At 64.3% G+C, this 19,008-nt stretch carries 13 protein-coding genes; 11 read left to right on the top strand and 2 right to left on the bottom strand.

Translation table 11 applies throughout. The annotated features are described in order from the left end of the window. Positions 1–29 precede the first annotated feature (29 nt). From FOY53_RS19225 to FOY53_RS19240, 4 genes are all read left to right on the top strand, one after another. Positions 30–167, top strand: a complete 138-nt coding sequence (locus FOY53_RS19225) for a transposase (RefSeq protein WP_281289597.1) — start codon at positions 30–32, stop codon at positions 165–167. A 1,049-nt stretch (positions 168–1,216) separates the two neighbouring features. Next, positions 1,217–2,626, top strand: coding sequence for a cytochrome ubiquinol oxidase subunit I (locus tag FOY53_RS19230; RefSeq protein WP_146591915.1), 1,410 nt, complete (start codon positions 1,217–1,219; stop codon positions 2,624–2,626). Positions 2,627–2,635: 9 nt separating this feature from the next. Next, on the top strand, positions 2,636–3,640 hold the full coding sequence (gene cydB / locus FOY53_RS19235; protein WP_146591917.1) for a cytochrome d ubiquinol oxidase subunit II: 1,005 nt from the start codon (positions 2,636–2,638) through the stop codon (positions 3,638–3,640). After that, entirely contained in the window at positions 3,640–3,750 is a 111-nt protein-coding gene (locus FOY53_RS19240; protein WP_146591919.1) for a DUF2474 family protein, read from the top strand. Before cydB ends, FOY53_RS19240 begins: the two co-directional genes overlap by 1 nt. On the opposite strand, the gene FOY53_RS19245 is transcribed toward FOY53_RS19240, so the two are convergent. Continuing rightward, positions 3,747–4,625 (bottom strand): polysaccharide deacetylase family protein, encoded by an 879-nt coding sequence (locus tag FOY53_RS19245; RefSeq protein ID WP_146591921.1) that lies wholly within the window; start codon positions 4,623–4,625, stop codon positions 3,747–3,749. The two genes, FOY53_RS19240 and FOY53_RS19245, sit on opposite strands and share 4 nt — an antisense overlap. A 146-nt stretch (positions 4,626–4,771) precedes the next feature. Continuing rightward, a complete protein-coding gene (locus FOY53_RS19250) occupies positions 4,772–5,428 on the bottom strand; it encodes a GntR family transcriptional regulator (RefSeq protein WP_146591923.1) in 657 nt (218 codons plus the stop codon). A 139-nt stretch (positions 5,429–5,567) separates the two neighbouring features. On the opposite strand from FOY53_RS19250, the gene dctP reads away from it, so the two are divergent. The 7 genes from dctP to FOY53_RS19285 all read left to right on the top strand — a co-directional run bounded on the left by dctP (position 5,568) and on the right by FOY53_RS19285 (position 19,008). After that, positions 5,568–6,554 (top strand): TRAP transporter substrate-binding protein DctP, encoded by a 987-nt coding sequence (dctP, locus tag FOY53_RS19255; protein WP_146591925.1) that lies wholly within the window; start codon positions 5,568–5,570, stop codon positions 6,552–6,554. 61 nt (positions 6,555–6,615) lie between these two features. Continuing rightward, on the top strand, positions 6,616–7,194 hold the full coding sequence (locus tag FOY53_RS19260; protein WP_146591927.1) for a TRAP transporter small permease: 579 nt from the start codon (positions 6,616–6,618) through the stop codon (positions 7,192–7,194). Then, positions 7,195–8,511 carry a TRAP transporter large permease gene (locus tag FOY53_RS19265; RefSeq protein WP_146591928.1) on the top strand — a complete coding sequence of 439 codons (1,317 nt, stop codon included), beginning with the start codon at positions 7,195–7,197 and terminating at the stop codon, positions 8,509–8,511. It begins immediately after the preceding gene. Continuing rightward, positions 8,508–9,752, top strand: coding sequence for a malonyl-CoA decarboxylase (locus tag FOY53_RS19270; protein WP_146591930.1), 1,245 nt, complete (start codon positions 8,508–8,510; stop codon positions 9,750–9,752). The genes FOY53_RS19265 and FOY53_RS19270 overlap by 4 nt, the downstream gene beginning before the upstream one ends. Before the next feature lie 11 nt (positions 9,753–9,763). Continuing rightward, positions 9,764–11,281: a malonate--CoA ligase gene (locus tag FOY53_RS19275; protein ID WP_146591932.1), complete on the top strand. Its 1,518-nt coding sequence runs from the start codon at positions 9,764–9,766 to the stop codon at positions 11,279–11,281. 624 nt (positions 11,282–11,905) lie between these two features. Further along, the gene (locus FOY53_RS19280; RefSeq protein ID WP_186766673.1) at positions 11,906–13,711 is read left to right on the top strand and encodes an autotransporter assembly complex protein TamA; all 1,806 of its coding nucleotides are present in this window, start codon (positions 11,906–11,908) and stop codon (positions 13,709–13,711) included. Beyond that, complete coding sequence (locus tag FOY53_RS19285) at positions 13,708–19,008, top strand: translocation/assembly module TamB domain-containing protein (RefSeq protein WP_146591934.1); 5,301 nt, start codon at positions 13,708–13,710, stop codon at positions 19,006–19,008. Before FOY53_RS19280 ends, FOY53_RS19285 begins: the two co-directional genes overlap by 4 nt.

Raw genomic sequence — 19,008 nt, forward strand, 5'->3', positions numbered from 1 at the left:
AACCGCCCCTCTCGTGACATTGCTGCGCAATGCACTGCCGGGCAGTGATCGAGATCATGTTCGGCCGCCTCAAGGACCGGAGACGCGTCGCAACACGATATGACCGATGCCCCGAGACCTTCCTCTCCGCAACAGCTCTCGCAGCGACGATCCTCTTCTGGCTTTGAAACTCAATGAGTCTGGACCCTAGTGGTGGGAACCTTTCTTTGGAAAATGCAAAAGCCCTTTGGGACAGCTTCGTCTCGGCAGTGCCACGTAAGTTCCCGTGCAGACAATGTGCATCGCAAATCTGCCAAGAAGGCATGCAGGTCGGCAAAGTCGTACGACATTGATCGCGAGCTTTGCCCATGCCGCGGAGCAGGCAAGTGGGCATCGCTCGCATGACGAGATCGAAGTGGCCGAAACGGGGAGCGGTCAGGGACATGAGAACCCGGCGGAGCTAGCCCTGGTCCATAGTGCTCACGGTGAAGGGGAGGCGGAGGGCGTCGCTGTCCGGCGCATCAGTTCGCAACTACAGGGCAATTGCCCTGATGGTCGCTTGACCGCCGAACCGCAAACACCTCCGTTTCGGCTGCCGTGACCAGTTGCGGAGCCATCTCACCGAGGTCCCGGCACCCGTAGCTTCGTCGGCAGGGTGAATACCCTCGGCGCTCTTACGGTTTGCGACCGTATCCGCAAAATCCGGACATCGAATCCCGATCGTTTCATCCGCTGTCTGACCCATCAGATGCCGTGACCGAACGCTTGAGAATCAAGCTGCCTTGCGACCGTCCGTCCACCAGCCCCCCTTGCTTGCTGTCTTTTCCACCCGCGCTGTCAGCCCGCCAGCTTCCGAGGCTTCACGGGTGCCAGTTTGATCAGACGTACCGATCCTCGCTGGACGCACCTGTCCCGCCGACAGATCCGCTTCCGGTTTCCGGAGCATTTCTGGCACAGGCACTCCGGCACGACGGTGGCCCCTTACCGATCTGCGTTGATTGTTCGTACTATCACGCCAACGGAATGACCCCGTCCGAGGTCAGGGCGATGGCGCGGAGTCTGGCATCCGGGCCACTGCTGGAACTGAACAGGACAAGGCTGCGAAAGGCTCAGGGCCGCACTTCGACGCGACAAATGCGCAGATTTGTGCTCCCCTCCATCGCCTGACAGTATCACGAAACTAGATCTACGCACGGGACGTGCCCTCCGGCGCGGACATCAGAGACAGGAGCAAGCCATGCCGGATGGTTTCACAGCTGAGATCCTCGCGCGAGCGCAGTTCGCTTTCACCGTGTCATTCCACATCATCTTTCCGGCATTTTCGATCGGTCTGGCGAGCTTTCTGGCGGTGCTGAATGCCCAGTGGCTGCGTACCGCGGACGAGACATACCGGCACCTGTTTGACTATTGGAAGAAAATTTTTGCCGTGGCCTTTGGCATGGGAGTCGTTTCCGGAATCGTCATGTCCTATCAGTTCGGCACGAACTGGAGCGTGTTCTCCGACAGGACCGGCCCGGTTCTGGGGCCGTTGATGGCCTACGAAGTGCTTTCGGCGTTCTTTCTCGAAGCGGGCTTCCTTGGCATCATGCTCTTTGGACGTGAAAAGGTCGGGGACGGTCTGCACATGTTCGCGACCGGCATGGTTGCCTTCGGCACGCTCATGTCCGCGACATGGATCCTGTCGGTGAACTCCTGGATGCACACACCGGCAGGATTTGGCGTCAACGATGTCGGCCAGTTCGTACCGGAAGACTGGTGGGCGGTGGTGTTCAACCCCTCCTTCCCCTACCGGCTGGTTCATATGGTGCTGGCGGCCTATCTCACCACCGCCTTTGTCGTGGCCGGTGTCGCGGGATGGCACTTTCTGCGCGGCACCGCCGGCGCCCCGACGCGGCGGATGTTTTCGATGGCGATGTGGATGGCGGTGGCCGTCACGCCGCTGCAGATCCTGGCCGGGGACGCCCACGGGCTCAACACCCTGCAGCATCAGCCTGCCAAGGTCATGGCGATGGAGGGGCACTATGACAGCCATCCGGACGGCGCACCGCTGATCCTGTTCGGCATCCCGAATCCGGCGGAAAAGCGGATCGACTACGCGCTTCAGATCCCCAGACTGTCGAGCCTGATCCTGAAACATGACCTGAACGCCCCACTGGCGGGACTGGATAGCATACCCGAGGCGGATCAGCCGCCGGTCGAGATCGTGTTCTTCAGCTTCCGGATCATGATCACGCTGGGGTTTGCAATGCTCGCGGTTGGCATCTGGGGTCTGGTCCAGCGTCTGCGCGGGCAGCTTTTCTCCGACCGGTGGCTGCATCGGGTCACCCTGGTCATGGGCCCCGCCGGATTTGTCGCCGTTCTGGCCGGCTGGATCACCACCGAGGTCGGCCGCCAGCCGTTCACTGTCTACGGCCTGCTGCGCACGACCGACAGTCTTGCCCCGATCGCGGCCCCCGCTGTTGCCGCATCGCTGATAGCATTTGTCATTGTCTACTTCTTCGTCTTTGGCGCGGGCACCTTCTACATCCTGCGGATGATGAGCAAACCCCCGGGGACATTGCGGCTGGGCCTCAACGACGGACCGATCCGCTCGGCCGGAGTCACGCCGGCGCAACAGACCGAGCAGAAAACCCGCCTTGCGGAATAGGAGCACGCCATGATCATTGATTACGCATTCATCTGGGCCGGGATCATCGCTTTTGCCGTGCTCACCTATGTCGTGCTCGACGGGTTTGACCTTGGCGTCGGTATCCTGTTCCCGTTCGGGCGCTCGGAAAGTGACCGCGACCTGATGATGAACTCGGTCGCGCCGATCTGGGACGGCAACGAGACCTGGCTGGTGCTGGGCGGCGGCGGGCTGTTCGCGGTGTTTCCACTGGCCTACGCCGTGGTGATGCCGGCGTTGTACATGCCGATCATCCTGATGCTGCTGGCGCTGGTGTTCCGCGGTGTCGCCTTTGAATACCGATGGCGCACCCGACGCTGGAAATCGGTCTGGGACATCGCATTCTGCGGTGGCTCGACGCTGGCGGCCTTGATGCAGGGCATCGCGCTGGGGGCGCTGGTGCAGGGGATCAAGGTGGTCGACCGCGCCTATGGCGGCGGCTGGTGGGACTGGCTGACGCCGTTTTCCCTGCTGACCGGAGGGGCCGTGGTGGTGGGCTATGCACTGCTGGGTGCCACCTGGCTCAACATGAAGCTGGACGGCCCGGTGCAGGCGCAGATGCGCGGTTATGCCAGACCGCTGGCCATCGCCACACTTGCAGCGATCGGGGTGGTGAGCGTCCTGACCCCGTTGCAGGATGTCGTCTACTTTCAGCGCTGGTTCAACCTTCCGGGCAGCCTGTTCAGCGTGATCATGCCCGGGCTGCTGGCACTGACCACATGGAAACTGTTCACCGGGTTGCGCGACCGCCGCGACGTCACCCCGTTCCTTTCGGCGCTGTCGCTGTTCGGGATCAGCTTTGTCGGCATCGGCATCAGCTTTTACCCTCACATCGTGCCACCTGACCTGACCATCTGGCAGGCCGCCGCGCCCGAGAGCAGCCTGAAATTCACGCTGGTCGGCGCGGCGGTGCTGGTGCCGCTGATCCTGGCCTATACCGCCTATGCCTACTGGGTGTTCCGCGGCAAGATCGACCCGGATCAGGGGTATCACTGATGTCCGGGGGCGCAGTGGGCAGGCGTCTGGCGTGGTTTGTCGCGATATGGCTGGCCAGTGTCGGCGCACTGGGATTGGTGGCCTATGGCATCAGGCTGGTGATCGGCTAAAGCCCGAGTTGACGGTAGTGGTCATTGATCGCACCGGCAGTGGTGAACCAGACCTGATCGTTTGATCGTGCCGTCAGGGCGCGCAGCGCCCTGTCGAGATGCTTCAGCCGGTGCGGCTGCCCCATGATATAGGGATGCAAGGCGATTCCCATGACAAGCGGGCGCCGTGCGCTTTCCGCCAGCATCACGTCAAAGCTGTCGAGGATCATGTCTGCAAACTCCGCGGCTTCGCGCTTGCGTCCGATGATCTGGGGAATGTCGTTCAGCTCTTGCGGATAGGGCACCGACAGGATGCGCCCGGCCCGGGTGTTCATCCAGACCGGCTGATCGTCGTGGCACCAGTCAAGCAGATAGTCATACCCCGCTTCGTCCAGCAAATCGGGTGTCACCCTGCTTTGCGAAATCCAGGGCCCCAGCCAGCCCTTCGGCCTGCGGCCCTCCTCGCGGTGCAGGCGCTGTGTGGCGTCCACGATCAGCGCCGCCTCGCCGCGCGCATCCAGACTGCCCTGCCGTTCGGAATTGCTGCGGCCATGGCCGGCAATCTCGTCGCCGCGACCGCGGAACGCCTCGACCACGCCCGGGGCGGCGTCGTACATTGCGCTGTTGACCAGTGCCGTGCAGGGCAGACCCAGACGATCGAACAGCTCCAGCATCCGCCAGACGCCGACCCGGTTGCCGTAGTCCCGCCAGGCGTAATTCAGCACATCGGGCTGCGGCCCGCCGGGCGCAAGCTCGGCGCCGAGGCCGCTCCCGAAGTCAAAACATTCGAGGTTCATGCCGAGATACACGGCCAGACGCGCCTTGCCCGGCCAGTCGAAATCGGGGCGTGCAGGGATCGGGCTGAAGGCATATCGGCCGTGATCGGTCAGGGGCATGGCTTTCTCCTTTGCGGGTGCATCATCCATGCAAAGGCGCACACCGCAACGGACAAGCCTGCATCCCGGCGAGGACCCCTGGAATTCGGGCCGCCCGGGAGATGCCAACGCCCCAAAATTGATCAGCCCGGTTCGGCAGCCGTGTGCTACTGCGCCGCCATCCGCAGGCTGGACACCAGTTGGTGGAACTTCTCGCCCTGCACCGCCACATGGCTGCGCAGGGTATCGGCCGCCAGCACGGCATCCCCATCGCGCAGCGCCCGGACAACCGTTTCATGTTCCGCCATCGACTGGGACATGCGCCCGCGCCAGCGCAGTTGGACCCGACGAAACGGGCTCAGGCGACGGTTCAGCCGCAATGCCTCGTTTTCCAGAAAGCTGTTGCCGGTCTCGTGGTAGATCACCTGATGAAACCTCTGGTTTTCGCGGTAATAGCCGTCAACGTCGCCCGCCGTCACCGCAGCCTGGCAACGGGCGTTGGTCTCTTCCAGTCCATCCAGCGCCGACTCGGAAATCCGCACCGCCGCCAACCGACCGCAGGCGGCCTCGATTTCAGCCATCGTCTCGAACATCTGCATCAGTTCCACCGGTCCGGGCTGGCGGATGAACACCCCGCGTCGCGGCAGTTGTTCGGCCAGTCCCGAAACAACAAGCCGCTGCAAAGCCTCGCGGATTGGCGTGCGCGACACCCCGAACCGGGCGGCGAGCGTGATCTCGTCAAGTCGGTCGCCATCGCGGAATTCGCCGGTAAAGACAAGCTCTTCCAGCGCGTCAGCAATTTCGTTCGGGCGCAGTTTTTCCATAGCAGCATGCTACTTCGGCGATGGCTTGTCGGCAAGATTGAATTTCTTGTATACAAGATCATTGACTCTGTGTGCTCTCTCCCCCACCCTTGGCACATCAAATCCGACCGGGGAGGGTCGGATGTTTGGGGAGAAACAGATGAAGCACATTCTACACAGCACTGTGGCCGCACTGACGCTGGCTGCGCTCGGGTCGACTGCGCAGGCCGCCGAGCTGCGCCTGTCGCACCAGTGGTCGAACTCGGACGTTCGCCACCAGGTCGCACAGATCGTCGCCGACGAAGTCGCGGCAGCGAATGTCGACCTCGACATCAAGATTTTCGGCTCGCAGTCGCTGTTCAAGGCGCGTGAGCAATATACGCCGCTGTCACGCGGTCAGCTTGACATGACAGTGCTGCCGCTGTCCTACGCCGGCGGCCAGCAACCGGCCTACAACCTCACGCTGATGCCGGGCCTGGTCAAGAACCACGATCATGCGGCACGCCTGACCGCGAGCCCCTTCATGGCCGCGCTTGAGGAAAAGATGGCCGAAGATGACGTGATCGTGCTGGTGCACGGATATCTCGCCGGCGGCTTTGCGGGCAAGGACAGCTGCATCACCTCTGTCGACGACATGCCGGGCAAACAGACCCGCGCGGCCGGCAAGGCGTTCGAGCAGATGCTGGCCGGTGCCGGAGCCTCGATCGCCTCGATGGCCAGCTCCGAGATCTACAATGCCATGCAGACCGGCGTTCTGGATGCTGCCAATACCTCGTCCTCGAGCTTTGTCAGCTACCGGATCTACGAACAGGTCGCCTGCTACACCCCGCCGGGCGATTACGCGCTGTGGTTCATGTACCAGCCCCTGCTGATGAACAAGACAACCTTTGACGGGCTGTCCGCCGAACAGCAGGCAGCTCTGACTGCCGCCTCGGCCAAGGCCCAGGCTTTCTACCTCGAAGAGGCCAAGAAGGAAGACGCCGAAAGCCGCAAGGTCTTTGCCGACAATGGCGTGCAGATCGACGACATGACAGCCGAGGAATTCGAAGAATGGCGCAAGCTCGCCGCGGAAACCTCCTACAAGGCGTTCGTCGACGAGACGCCGGACGGTCAGGCACTGCTCGACATGGCACTTGCCGTCGAGTGATCTGACACCTTCCCGGGGCGCCCGATCCGGGCGCCCCTTTTTATCAAGGCAAGGAGCACCGATGTCCGGCGCAACCCCTGTCAGTGCCGCGCGCACTGGCGACAACCCCTTTCTCAAAGCAGTCGCCGCGGTCTCGACCTTCGCAGGCTGGGTGTCCGCGGGCATGATCGTGGTGGCCGTGGCCATCACCTGCCAGATGATCTTTGTCCGGTTCGTGCTCAACGGCTCGACCGTGTGGCAGACCGAGGCGGTGATCTACCTGATGATCGCGGCCACCCTCATCGGGCTGTGTTATGTGCAGCGGCTGCGCGGCCATGTGAACGTCGACCTTGTGCCGCTGGCCTTGCCCATGGGCGCGCGCAAGCTGCTCGCCATAGTCACACTCGGCGTATCCTCGGCGATCATCGCGGTGATGCTGTGGTATGCCTATGAATTCTGGCACTTTGCCTGGATGCGCGGCTGGCGGTCGGACACGGTCTGGGGGGTCATGCTGTGGAAGCCCTACCTGTCGCTGCCCATCGGCCTTGCGCTGCTGCTGATGCAGTTGCTGGCCGATCTGTACGCCGTGATTGCCAATATCGACAAACCCTTCGGGATCCAGGCCGAAGGCCTGACCGCCCGCGCATCGGGAGATCTCTGAATGGACCCGCTGGTTCTGGGCGCACTTGTCGCCTTTGTGACAATCTTTGTCCTGTTTTCCGGGGTATCGGTGGCCATTGGCCTGCTGATCGTGTCGGCGGGGTTCCTGATGGTGTTCGACGGCCTGCGCTCGCTCGAACTCATGCCCGAGATCCTGTTCGGCAAGCTGGACAACTTTGCCCTGCTGTCGATCCCGATGTTCATCATCATGGGCTCGTCCATCGCCTCGACCCGCGCGGGCGCCGACCTCTACGAGGCGCTGGAACGCTGGCTGACCCGTATTCCCGGCGGTCTCGTCATCTCGAACCTGGGGGCCTGTGCCCTGTTCGCGGCGATGTCCGGTTCGAGCCCCGCAACCTGTGCGGCCATCGGCAAGATGGGCATCCCCGAGATGCGCAAGCGCGGCTATCCCGACGGCGTTGCCGCGGGATCGATCGCCGCGGGCGGCACGCTGGGTATCCTGATCCCGCCCTCGGTCACGATGATCGTCTATGGCATCGCCACGGAATCCTCGATCGGGCGGCTGTTTTTGGCCGGCGTCTTCCCCGGGCTGCTGCTGGTCGCGCTGTTCATGGCGTGGTCGATCTATGCCACCTGGCGCTCGGGTGACACCCGCGTGCTGAGCGCCACGCACTACTCCTGGAAGCAGAAGTTCGAGATCCTGCCCAAGGTCCTGCCTTTCCTGCTCATCATCCTGGGTGTGCTGTATGCCATGTACGGCGGCATCGCGACGCCGTCGGAAACCGCCGCGGTCGGCGCCCTGCTCTGCCTTGTCATTGCGGTGCTGATCTACCGGATGTGGCATCCGCGCGACCTGTGGGTCGTGCTTCGCGATTCCACCCGGGAATCGGTGATGATCCTGTTCATCATCGCCGCGGCCGGCGTGTTTTCCTACATGCTGTCGTCGCTTTTCATCACCCAGAGCATCGCTGAATGGATCGGCACCCTCGACGTCAACCGCTGGGTGCTGATGGCCATGATCAACCTGTTCCTGCTGGTTGCCGGGTTTTTCCTGCCGCCGGTCGCCGTCATCCTGATGGCAGCGCCCATTTTGTTGCCGATCATCACCACCGCCGGCTTTGATCCGATCTGGTTTGCGGTCGTACTGACCATCAACATGGAGATCGGCTTGATCTCGCCGCCTGTCGGGCTCAACCTCTACGTCATCAACGGTATCGCGCCGGACATTTCGCTCAAGACCATTCTGCTCGGATCGTTGCCCTACGTCGCCTGCATGGTGCTGGGCATCGTGCTGCTCTGCCTCTTTCCGGGCATCGCCACCTGGCTGCCCGATCAAGTGATGGGACAAGGATTATGAGCATTTTTGCAGATCTGCTGTCGACGGTTTTTGACCGCCGTTACCGCGGAGCCACGGAACCCGACCGCAAGGGCCGCAGCATCGAAGAACTGTGCGCCGACCTGATCAGCAACGCCGGAGAGGTGTCGGGCATGGCCCTGGCCCGGCTGGTGCTCGACCGCTACGCGGCGATGGAATGGCCGGAAAAGCGCGCCTTTTTCACCTATCTCACCGACGCTCTGGGTCTGGACATCGCTGCGATGCGCGGTGCCCTGGATCGGTACGAGGCCGACCCCGGCAAGGCCAGCTACCGTGCCTTGATGGCGATCTCCGAACCGCCCCGTCAGGAACTTGCGCGCAGGCTCAACCAGGTGCCGGGCGCCACCGGGCAGCTGGTGGACATGCGGGCGGACCTGCTGCGGATGAGCGATCAGAATCCCGACTTTGCCATGCTGGATCTGGACCTTCGGCACCTCTTTGCCTCCTGGTTCAACCGCGGTTTCCTGGTGCTGCGCCCGATCAGCTGGGAAAGTCCGGCCGAGATCCTGGAAAAGATCATTGCCTATGAAGCGGTCCACGCAATCCACAGCTGGGACGATCTGCGGCGCCGTCTTCAGCCCGCCGACCGGCGCTGTTTCGCCTATTTCCATCCGTCGATGCCCAGCGAACCGCTGATCTTTGTCGAAGTTGCACTGACCCGTGGCGTGCCGAAATCGGTCCAGTCACTGCTGGCGGACGGGCGCGCGCCGCTGGCGGCGCAGGATGCCGACACCGCCGTGTTCTATTCCATCTCGAACTGTCAGGCCGGTCTTGCGGGCATCTCGTTCGGCAACTCGCTGATCAAGCAGGTGGTCGCGGATCTGTCGCGCGAATTGCCCGGCCTCAAGACCTTTATCACCCTGTCGCCGATCCCCGGACTGAACCGCTGGCTCGAAAAACAGGGCCGCAGCCTGCCCGATGACCCTCTGGCCCAGCGCCAGACAGCGGCGCATTACCTGACAAAGGCCAGGCGCGACACCGGTGGCCCGGTCGACCCCGTGGCCCGGTTTCACCTTGGCAACGGGGCACTGGTGCATGCGGTCCACGCCGGGGCCGACACATCTGACAACGGGTTGCGCCAGTCGGGCGGAGTCATGGTGAACTATCTGTACGATCTGGCGCAGATCACCCAGAACCACGAAGGATTTGCCACCAGCGGCACCATCGCCGCCTCACCCGAGGTCCGTGCGCTGGCCGGAGCCGTGGCACTGCAAGACGCATGAAGGACCGATGAATGGCCAACCCGCTTTATGACACTCTTTTCGGCCGCCACGCCGGGTGCGACACGGTCTTTCTGCACCTGCCGGATGGCGGAACCCTGTCGCACGCCGCGTTCCTGCGACTGGCGGCCCGACTCGCGCATGCACTGAGCGCTCTGGGGCTAAAGCCCGGTGACCGGCTGGCGGCGCAGATCGAAAAATCTCCCGAAGCTCTGGCCCTGTATGCCGCCTGCACCCAAACCGGCGTGGTCTTCCTGCCGCTGAACACCGGCTACATGGGCGAGGAAATCCGCTATTTCGTGGAAAACTCGGGGGCGAAACTGCTGATTTGTGATGCGTCAAGGGCAAAGGCCCTGCCCCCTGTCGCCAAGGCGTGTGGTGCGCAGATCCAGACGCTGAACGCGGATGGCACCGGTACGCTCACCGATGCTGCGGCAGTGCAACCCGACACCTTTGACACCGTGGCGCGCGACGGCGATGACCTTGCCGCGTTTCTCTACACTTCGGGCACCACCGGGCGGTCCAAGGGCGCGATGCTGACCCAGACCAACCTGCTGAGCAATGCGCAGACGCTGGCGGACTACTGGCGGTTCACGGCGGATGACGTGCTGCTGCATGCGTTGCCAATCTTTCACACGCACGGGCTTTTCGTGGCCAGCAACGTGACGCTGGTTGCCGGCGGGTCGATGATCTTTGAGCCGAGGTTCGATCTCGACCGGATGATCGCCCGGATGCCGGCGGCGACCACGATGATGGGCGTGCCGACGTTCTACACCCGCCTGCTTGAGGATCCGCGCCTGGACCGCTCCCTGGCACAACACATGCGGTTGTTCATCTCTGGTTCGGCACCGCTGCTGGCGGAAACGCACGTGCAGTTCCACGCCCGCACCGGCCACCGCATTCTCGAACGCTATGGCATGACCGAAACCAATATGAACACCTCGAACCCCTACGAGGGCGAGCGGCGGGCCGGCACGGTGGGATTTCCCCTGCCCGGTGTCGAACTGAAAATCACCGATCCCGCCACCGGCGCGACCTTGCCGCAGGGCGAAATTGGCCAGATCGAAGTGCGCGGGCCAAATGTGTTCAAAGGGTACTGGCAGATGCCGGAAAAAACTGCCGAGGAGCTGCGGGCCGACGGGTTCTTCATCACCGGCGATCTGGGTGAAATCGACGCTGACGGCTATGTCTCGATTGTCGGGCGCAACAAGGATCTGATCATCTCGGGCGGCTACAATATCTATCCCAAGGAAATAGAACTGTTGCTGGATGCTCAGGCAGGCGTGCTGGAATCGGCGGTGATCGGCGTGCCTCATCCCGATTTCGGGGAAACCGTGGTCGGCGTTCTGGTGCCTGCCCCCGGCCAAGGCCCCGACCTGGAGGCCATCGGCGCGCAGATGAAGGCCTCGCTTGCCCGCTTCAAGCACCCACGCAAACTGGTGATCCTGCCGGAACTGCCGCGCAACACCATGGGCAAGGTCCAGAAAAAGGAGTTGCGCGACCGCTTTGGCGCGCTGTTCACCGGCACCTGATCCCGCTGGTGTGACTGCCGCTCAGCGGTCCGGACCGGCGGTTGCGGGAACGCGTCTTCCTGAAACGCCGTCCATGCCCATCAACAGGTCCGACCCGAAGGGCCCTGTATCCCGGTTTCCGGGCACAGCCGCGCGTCCCACGGCCGAAATCCGTGCGAAAATGCAACAGCTGCGGCAGCGCCAACGACCGCCGCGTGACCGACAGTCCTGCCGGTCACGCGGCGCTGCCCGCGCCCCGGAGCGCGCCCGATAACTGCACGTCCGCAGCGGCCCCGCGACGCCAGTCCGATCAGACCAGCGCGAAAAATCGGCAGGAGAATTTCGCAAATTCTGGCCATTTCAGACACTTGACTTCGGCACTCTGACCGGGCCGCAGGCAGCATTCAGGGGCGCGCGGGAATCCGGCGGCCCTGTCAGCATCACAGCGACTGCGGTCCCGATGCCCACCCCAGGAAACTGTGATCCTCGCCGGGCTACCGACGGCATATGCAAGGGGTTGCAAAACCCCGATGGCAGGGCGCCTCGGCGGGCGCCGTGGAAAAATGTGATGCCACAACAGTAGCCGCGCCGCCTTGTTGGCACTAAGATTGCCCACAAGAGGGACGAGCAGGGGGACCCGGGGAAATGTATCGTTGGAAAGGCCTGTCGTACGGGCTGATGTTGGCCTCTGCCTGCGCCATTGTGGCCCCCCTACCTGCGGATGCGCTCGACAAGGTCATTTTCCGGCTGAGCACCGAAAACGACGAATTGCGCACCGAACTGCGCAATGCTTCGGCGCTGCAAACCGCGTTCGAGGACGAGCGTGTCACCGCTCAGGACCTGTTCGCCGCCGCTCTGTCGGATTATGGCCGGTTGCTGGATGCGCTGTATGCGAACGGCTTTTACAGCCCGACCATCGACATCCTCATTGACGGCCGCCAGGCCTCTGACATCCCGCTGCTGTCGGTTCCCTCGCAGATCAGCGACGTCCGCGTGCTGATCAATCAGGGTCCGGTCTACCGTTTTGCCCGCACCGATGTTAGCCCCCTGCCACCGGGCACCGAACTGCCCGAGGATTTCAGCGCAACCGAACGCGCCCGCAGCGGTGCCGTCGGCGAAGCGCTGACCTCGGCCATCGTGTCCTGGCGCGATGCCGGCTATGCCAAGGCGAAACTGGCCGACCAGAGCGTCGTCGCCGATCACGCCCGCAACGTGCTGGACGTGTCGATGCGCATCGCCCCCGGTCCGCTGGTCAAATTCGGCAACCTGCGCCGCACCCAGCCCAGTGCCGTGCGCGGGTCGGTGATCCGCCGGGTTGCCGCGATCCCCACCGGGATGCAGTTTTCGCCAAAGGAGTTGCGGGACGCGGAACTGCGCCTGCGCCGCACCGGGGCATTTTCCTCTGTGGCGCTGGTCGAAGGCGAAACCGTGGCCGCCGACGGCAGCATGGACATCGGTGTGAACGTGGTGGACGCCAAGCCGCGCCGCTTTGGCTTTGGCGCCCAGATCTCGTCGTTGCAGGGTGTTGAATTGACCAGCTTCTGGCTGCACCGCAACCTGTTTGGCGGTGCCGAGCGGTTCCGGGTCGAGGGCAAGGTGTCCAACATCGGATCGACCGACTCGGGCATGGACTATTCTCTGGGCGCCCGGCTGGAAATTCCGGCGGTTCTGGGACCGGACACCAACGGTTTCGTCTATTCCGAATTGTCGCACATGGACGAACCCACGTACCTCTCCGACCGGGTCGAGCTGGGTCTGGGCCTGAGCCGGATCTATTCCGACGACCTGACCGCAGAAGGCGGCGTGAGCTTTGTCTATTCCGAAACGTCGGACGATCTGGGCGACCGCACCTTTACCCTGCTGACGTTTCCGTTTTCGGTCACGCTGGACAAGCGGGACAACGAACTCAACCCGGGCAGCGGTTACTATCTGGACGCCACCACCACGCCCTATGTCGGCCTGAACGGCAGCCAGTCCGGTGCACGTTTCACCGGCGATGCGCGCTATTATTTCCCGGTTGTCGAAGACAGGAGCCAGGTTCTGGCCGCCCGGCTGCAACTGGGGTCGGTCGTGGGATCGGATCTGGACCAGACGTTGCCCGAATACCTGTTCACCTCTGGCGGTGGCGGCTCGGTACGCGGCCAACCCTACCAGTCGCTCGACGTCGATCTGGGCAACGGTGACAGCACCGGCGGGCGCAGCTTTGTCGGCGTCTCGACCGAATACCGCACCAACCTGAGCGGCAATCTGGCCGCCGTGGCCTTCTATGATGCGGGCTATATCGGCGAAAGCGGCTTTTACGACGGGACCGGCAACTGGCATTCCGGTGCGGGTCTTGGCATCCGCTACAATACCGGTATCGGACCGATCCGGTTTGATGTCGCCGGCCCGGTCAGCGGCGACACCGGGAACGGCGTTCAATTCTACATCGGCATAGGACAGGCATTTTGAAGCGTATTAAGTTCTGCCTCCTCGTCATCTTCGCGCTGTTCGTCACGCAGCCCGTGCTGTCGCAATCGACGTCTGACGACGACCGTGGCTATATCCAGGCCCTGCTCGAGGACAACCTGTCCGCCGAGGGCAGGCAGATCCGCATTGTCGGCTTTGCCGGCGCCCTGTCGTCGCGGGCGACGATCGAACAGCTGACCATTGCGGATGCCGAAGGTGTCTGGATCACCCTGAACAACGTCGGCCTGTCGTGGAACCGGCTGGCCATCCTGCGCGGTCGGATCGAAATCGCCGAGCTGTCCGCCGAAGAAGTGCTGTTGCCACGCAAACCCCTTCCCGGTGACGCGCTGCCTGACCCCGAGGCCAAGCCCTTCAGCCTGCCGGAACTGCCGGTATCTGTCGAAATCGAAGAGTTGAACATCGCCAGCGCGGTGCTGGGGGCTCCGATTCTGGGTGTCGCGGCCGAAGTGTCGGTGGTCGGTGCGGCCAGCCTGGTCGACGGCGCGCTGGACGCGGATCTGCAAATCAACCGGATCGACGGCAAGACCGGCGAGCTGGCGCTGGCGGCAACCTATGCCAACGAGACCGGGAACCTCTCGGTGGATCTCAGCCTGGTGGAAGGCCGCGACGGCATCGTCGCCAAGCTGATCAACCTGCCCGACAGCCCGGCGATTGCGCTGAAGATCCAGGGTGAGGGACCGCTGGACGACTTCGCCGCCGACCTGTCGCTGGCCACGGACGGCGAGGATCGGCTGACCGGTCGCGTGACTCTGGCCGCCCTGCCCGAAGCTGGACCCGAAGGCAACGCCTTTACCGCGACCTTGGCAGGTGACATCCGACCGATGCTGCCTGCGGCCAACCGCGCCTTCTTTGGCCCGAACCTGTCTCTGGACGTGGCTGGCCAGACGCTGGCCGACGGGCGGCTGCGCCTGAACACCCTCGACCTCACCACCGAGGCCCTGACCCTGACCGGCAATCTCGCGCTGGGACCTGACAAATGGCCCGAAGAGATTGCGTTGACCGGTCGTGTCGCAAACGCGGCGGGCGGTGCATTGCTGCTGCCGCTGCCGGGGGTCGAGACGCGGATCGACAGCCTGGATCTGGATGTGAAATTCGACGCGGCGGACAGCGACAGCTGGAGCGCCGACCTGCTGCTCAACGGTCTGGACCGCGCGGATGTGGATCTGGCACAGGCGCGGATCAATGGCCTTGGCCGGATCAGCCGGGGCGAAGGCGCATCGCTGGGCAACGTGGCGGGTCGCTTCGGTATCGACCTCACCGGCCTGTCCCCGGCGGACGCCGCCATGGCCACGGCCCTGGGCGAGGCGATCAACGGCGAAATCATCTTTGACTGGAAAGAGGATTCACCGCTGGATCTGGCGCCGATCAGGCTGTCCGGCGCCGGCATCGACCTGAACGGTTCACTGCGCATCACCGGGCTGCGCGACACCTTTGCGCCGCAGATCACCGGCAATGCCCAGGTGGCGGCCGTCAACCTGTCGCGCTTTTCCGGCCTTGCGGGGCGTGAACTGGGCGGCGGTGTCAACGTCACCTTGACCGGACAGGCGAAGCCGCTGGACGGTGCCTTTGACGCCACCATCACCGGCACCGCCCGCGATCTGGTGACCGGCGTACCCGAAGCGGACCGCATCCTTGCCGGCGAGGCGTCTCTTGCCATCGACGCCCTGCGGGACGAGAATGGCGTTCTGCTCCGCACTCTGAAAATCGACGCGACCGGCGGCACGATTTCCGCCGAGGGACGTCTGCGCACGGGTGCCAGCGCCGCGCGCTTTGATGTGGCCCTGAAGGACACCAGCCTCGTTCTGGCCGAATTGAGCGGCCCGGCACGGGTGCAGGGTCAGCTGGATCAGGTCAACACACTCTGGACGCTGGACACCACAGCCTCTGGTCCCGGCGGCGCCGATATCCGCGCCCGTGTTCAGGCCACCTATGACGAGGGCACTGTCAGCGACATCACCGGCACCGGCACCGTCCGTGCCAAGGATATCGCGGCCTACGGCGTGATCGCCAAACGTGACCTTGGCGGCGCGGTCGATCTGGCCGGCTCGGGCGCCTACAACCCGCTGACGCAGTATTTCTCGGTCAATCTGACCGGCAGCGCCACCGACCTCAGGGCGGATGTGCCGCAGGTCGACGGATTGCTGAGCGGGCGGGCATCGGTCGAACTGGACGCGGCGCGGGATGCCGATGGCCTTGTGGTGCGCAACCTCGACCTCAAGGCCACCGGTCTGACGGCAGTGGCAAGCGGGCAGCAGACCGACGACGGCAGCCTGTCACAGTTCGACATCCACCTGCCCGATGCCTCGAAGGTCGAGCCCCGGCTGAAGGGGGCTGCACGGGTGCAGGGCACGCTAAGGCAGGTCAACACCACCTACACGCTGGACACCCGGGCGACCGGCCCGGGCGGCGTGGACATCGACGCCGAAATCATTGCGCAATATGCAAATGCGGTGCTGGGCAAGGTCGAAGGCCGCGGCACGATCAAGGCTGCGGATCTTTCTCCGTACAGCGCGATTGCGCAGCGTGACATCGCCGGATCGGTGGATCTGGGCGGGTCCGGCAGTTTCGACCCGGCAACGCTGTACTTTGCCGCCGATCTGGCCGGCACCGCGACGGACCTGAAAACCTCGGTGCCGCAGGTTGACGGGTTGCTGAGCGGACGCACAACGCTTGCCCTCGACGCCAAACGCGACGCCGACGGTCTGGTTCTGCGCAACCTCAACGTCGATGCGGACGGGCTGCGCGCCACAGCCACCGGACGGCAGACCCCCGAAGGCAGCACGGCCGAATTCGACATCGACCTGCCCGACGCCTCGCGGGTGGAACCGCGCCTGCGCGGCCCGGCGCGGGTCCGTGGCACCCTCAATCAGAGCGGCACCTCCTATGCGCTGGACGCCACGGCAACCGGCCCGGGCGGCATGGATATCGACGCCGAGGTGATGGCCGAGTATGCCGACAATGTCCTCGGCAGGATTCAGGGCAGCGGCACGGTCAGGGCGGCGGATCTGTCCCCCTACGGTGTCTTCACCGGTCGCGACATCGGCGGCGCGGTGGATCTGACCGGAACCGGCAGCTACGACCCCGCGACGCAGTTCTTTTCGGCGGATGTCAACGGCGCCGTCACCGACCTGAAGACCGACATTGCACAGCTCGACGGTCTGCTGACCGGACGCAGCACCCTGATGCTGGATGTCACCCGGGACAGCGGCGGTATCCTGCTGCGCAATCTGGATCTGGATGCCAGCGGGTTGATCGCCACCGCCGAAGGTGTGCTGCGCGACGCCGCCAGCGCCGCACGCTTCGACATCCGCCTGCCCGAAGCCTCGCGCGCTGTTCCCGGGCTGAACGGCTCGGCACGGATCACGGGCGCGCTGGACCAGGCGGGCGATGAATGGACGCTGGACGCCACCGCCACCGGCCCCGGCGGCGTCGATCTGGATGCCCGGATTGTCGCCTTCTATGCCAATGAGGTTCTGGGGCAGATCCGCGGCTCGGGGCGCGTGCAGGCTGATTCACTGGCGCCCTATGCCGGGCTTGTCGGCCGCCCCCTCGGCGGCAGCCTGAACCTGTCCGGATCCGGCAGCTATGACCCCCGGGACGCCACCTTTGCCGCCGATGTGACCGGCACCGCGCAGAACCTGCGCAGCGGCATTGCCGCGGTGGACAAGCTCGTCGCGGGCCAGACAACCATCGCCGTGGATGCGGCGCGGGATGCAGGCGGCGTGATCACGGTGCGCACTCTGGATGTCGAGACCGGGCAGATCACCGCAAATGTCAGCGGGGCGCTTGGCACCACGTCGAGCAATCTGCGGTATGACGTGCGGCTGCGCGATCTGGGCCTGTTCGCACCGGGTTTCGACGGACCGGCCACCGCGACAGGCACCGCCAGCACGCAGGGCGGCGACTATCGCGTCGATGCCGATGTCACCGGCCCCGGCGGCACCAATGCGCAGGTGAGCGGCACCCTGGCCCCCGATGCCAGCCGCGCCAACATCGCTGCCACTGGCAGCGCGCCCCTAGCCCTGGTGAACCAGTTCCTCGAGCCCAACATCCTGAACGGCACCGCGAATTTCGACCTGCGCCTGAACGGCACCCCGGGGCTTGCGGCGCTGTCGGGCACGGTACGGACGGCCGGGGCCAGCCTGGTTCTGCCGTCGGCGCCCCTGAACCTGACCGACATCAATGGAACCGTCGCGCTGACCGGAGGGCGGGCCAACATCGACCTGACCTCTCAGGCGTCGACCGGGGGCACGCTGGCGGTGCGCGGACCGGTCACGCTGTCTGCTCCGTTAAACGGCGATCTGGCGGTGGTGCTGAGCAATGTCGCGGTGGCGGATCCGGGGCTGTACGAAACCGAGGTCAGCGGCGCCCTGTCGCTGCGCGGGCCGCTGGCCTCGACGGCAGCGCTTGAGGGCACCTTGCAGCTGGCCAAGGTCGAGGTCCGGGTGCCGGACACCGGGCTGGGCGCCACTGGCAGCTCTTTCCAGCTGCGCCATATCAATGAATCCGCCGCATCGCGCCAGACCCGGGCCCGAGCCGGGCGGCTCGAGGCCCAGGGCAGTGGTGGCGGCGGCGGCGGCCTGAATTACCGGTTGAATGTGCTGGTGCAGGCGCCAAGTCAGATCTTTATCCGCGGGCGCGGACTGGACGCCGAATTGGGCGGAGAGCTGCGGCTTCGCGGCACCCTGTCCAACATCATTCCGGACGGTCAGTTCGACCTGATCCGCGGGCGGCTCGACATCCTGGGGCAGCGCATCGAACTTGACCGGGCGTCAATCGTGATGCGGGGCTCGCTGGTGCCGACCATTCTGGTGGTTGCAACCACGCAGCGTGACGACACCTCGATCCGGTTCGAGATCCGCGGCATCGTCTCGGACCCGGATGTGTCGATCAGTTCTAGCCCGGACCGCCCCGAAGAGGAGGTGCTGGCGCTGCTGCTGTTCGGGCGCAATGTCACAGAGATCTCGGCGTTTCAGGCCTTGCGTATCGCCTCGGCGATCAACACCCTGGTGGGCAAGGGCGGCGACGGGATCGTCGACCGGCTGCGGATGGGCTTTGGGGTCGATGATCTGGACGTGGCGACCGCCGAAGACGGCACCACCGAGCTGCGCGTCGGCAAATATCTGACCGACAACGTGTACACCGACGTGACCGTGGGCGCCAACGGGCAGAGCGAGATCAACCTGAACCTCGATATCACCCGCTCCATTACCGCGCGCGGCACTGCTTCGTCCGACGGCAACACCAGTCTGGGGATCTTTTTCGAGAAAGACTACTAG

The organism is Puniceibacterium confluentis, assembly GCF_007923445.1.
GTDB classification, from domain to species: domain Bacteria; phylum Pseudomonadota; class Alphaproteobacteria; order Rhodobacterales; family Rhodobacteraceae; genus Puniceibacterium; species Puniceibacterium confluentis.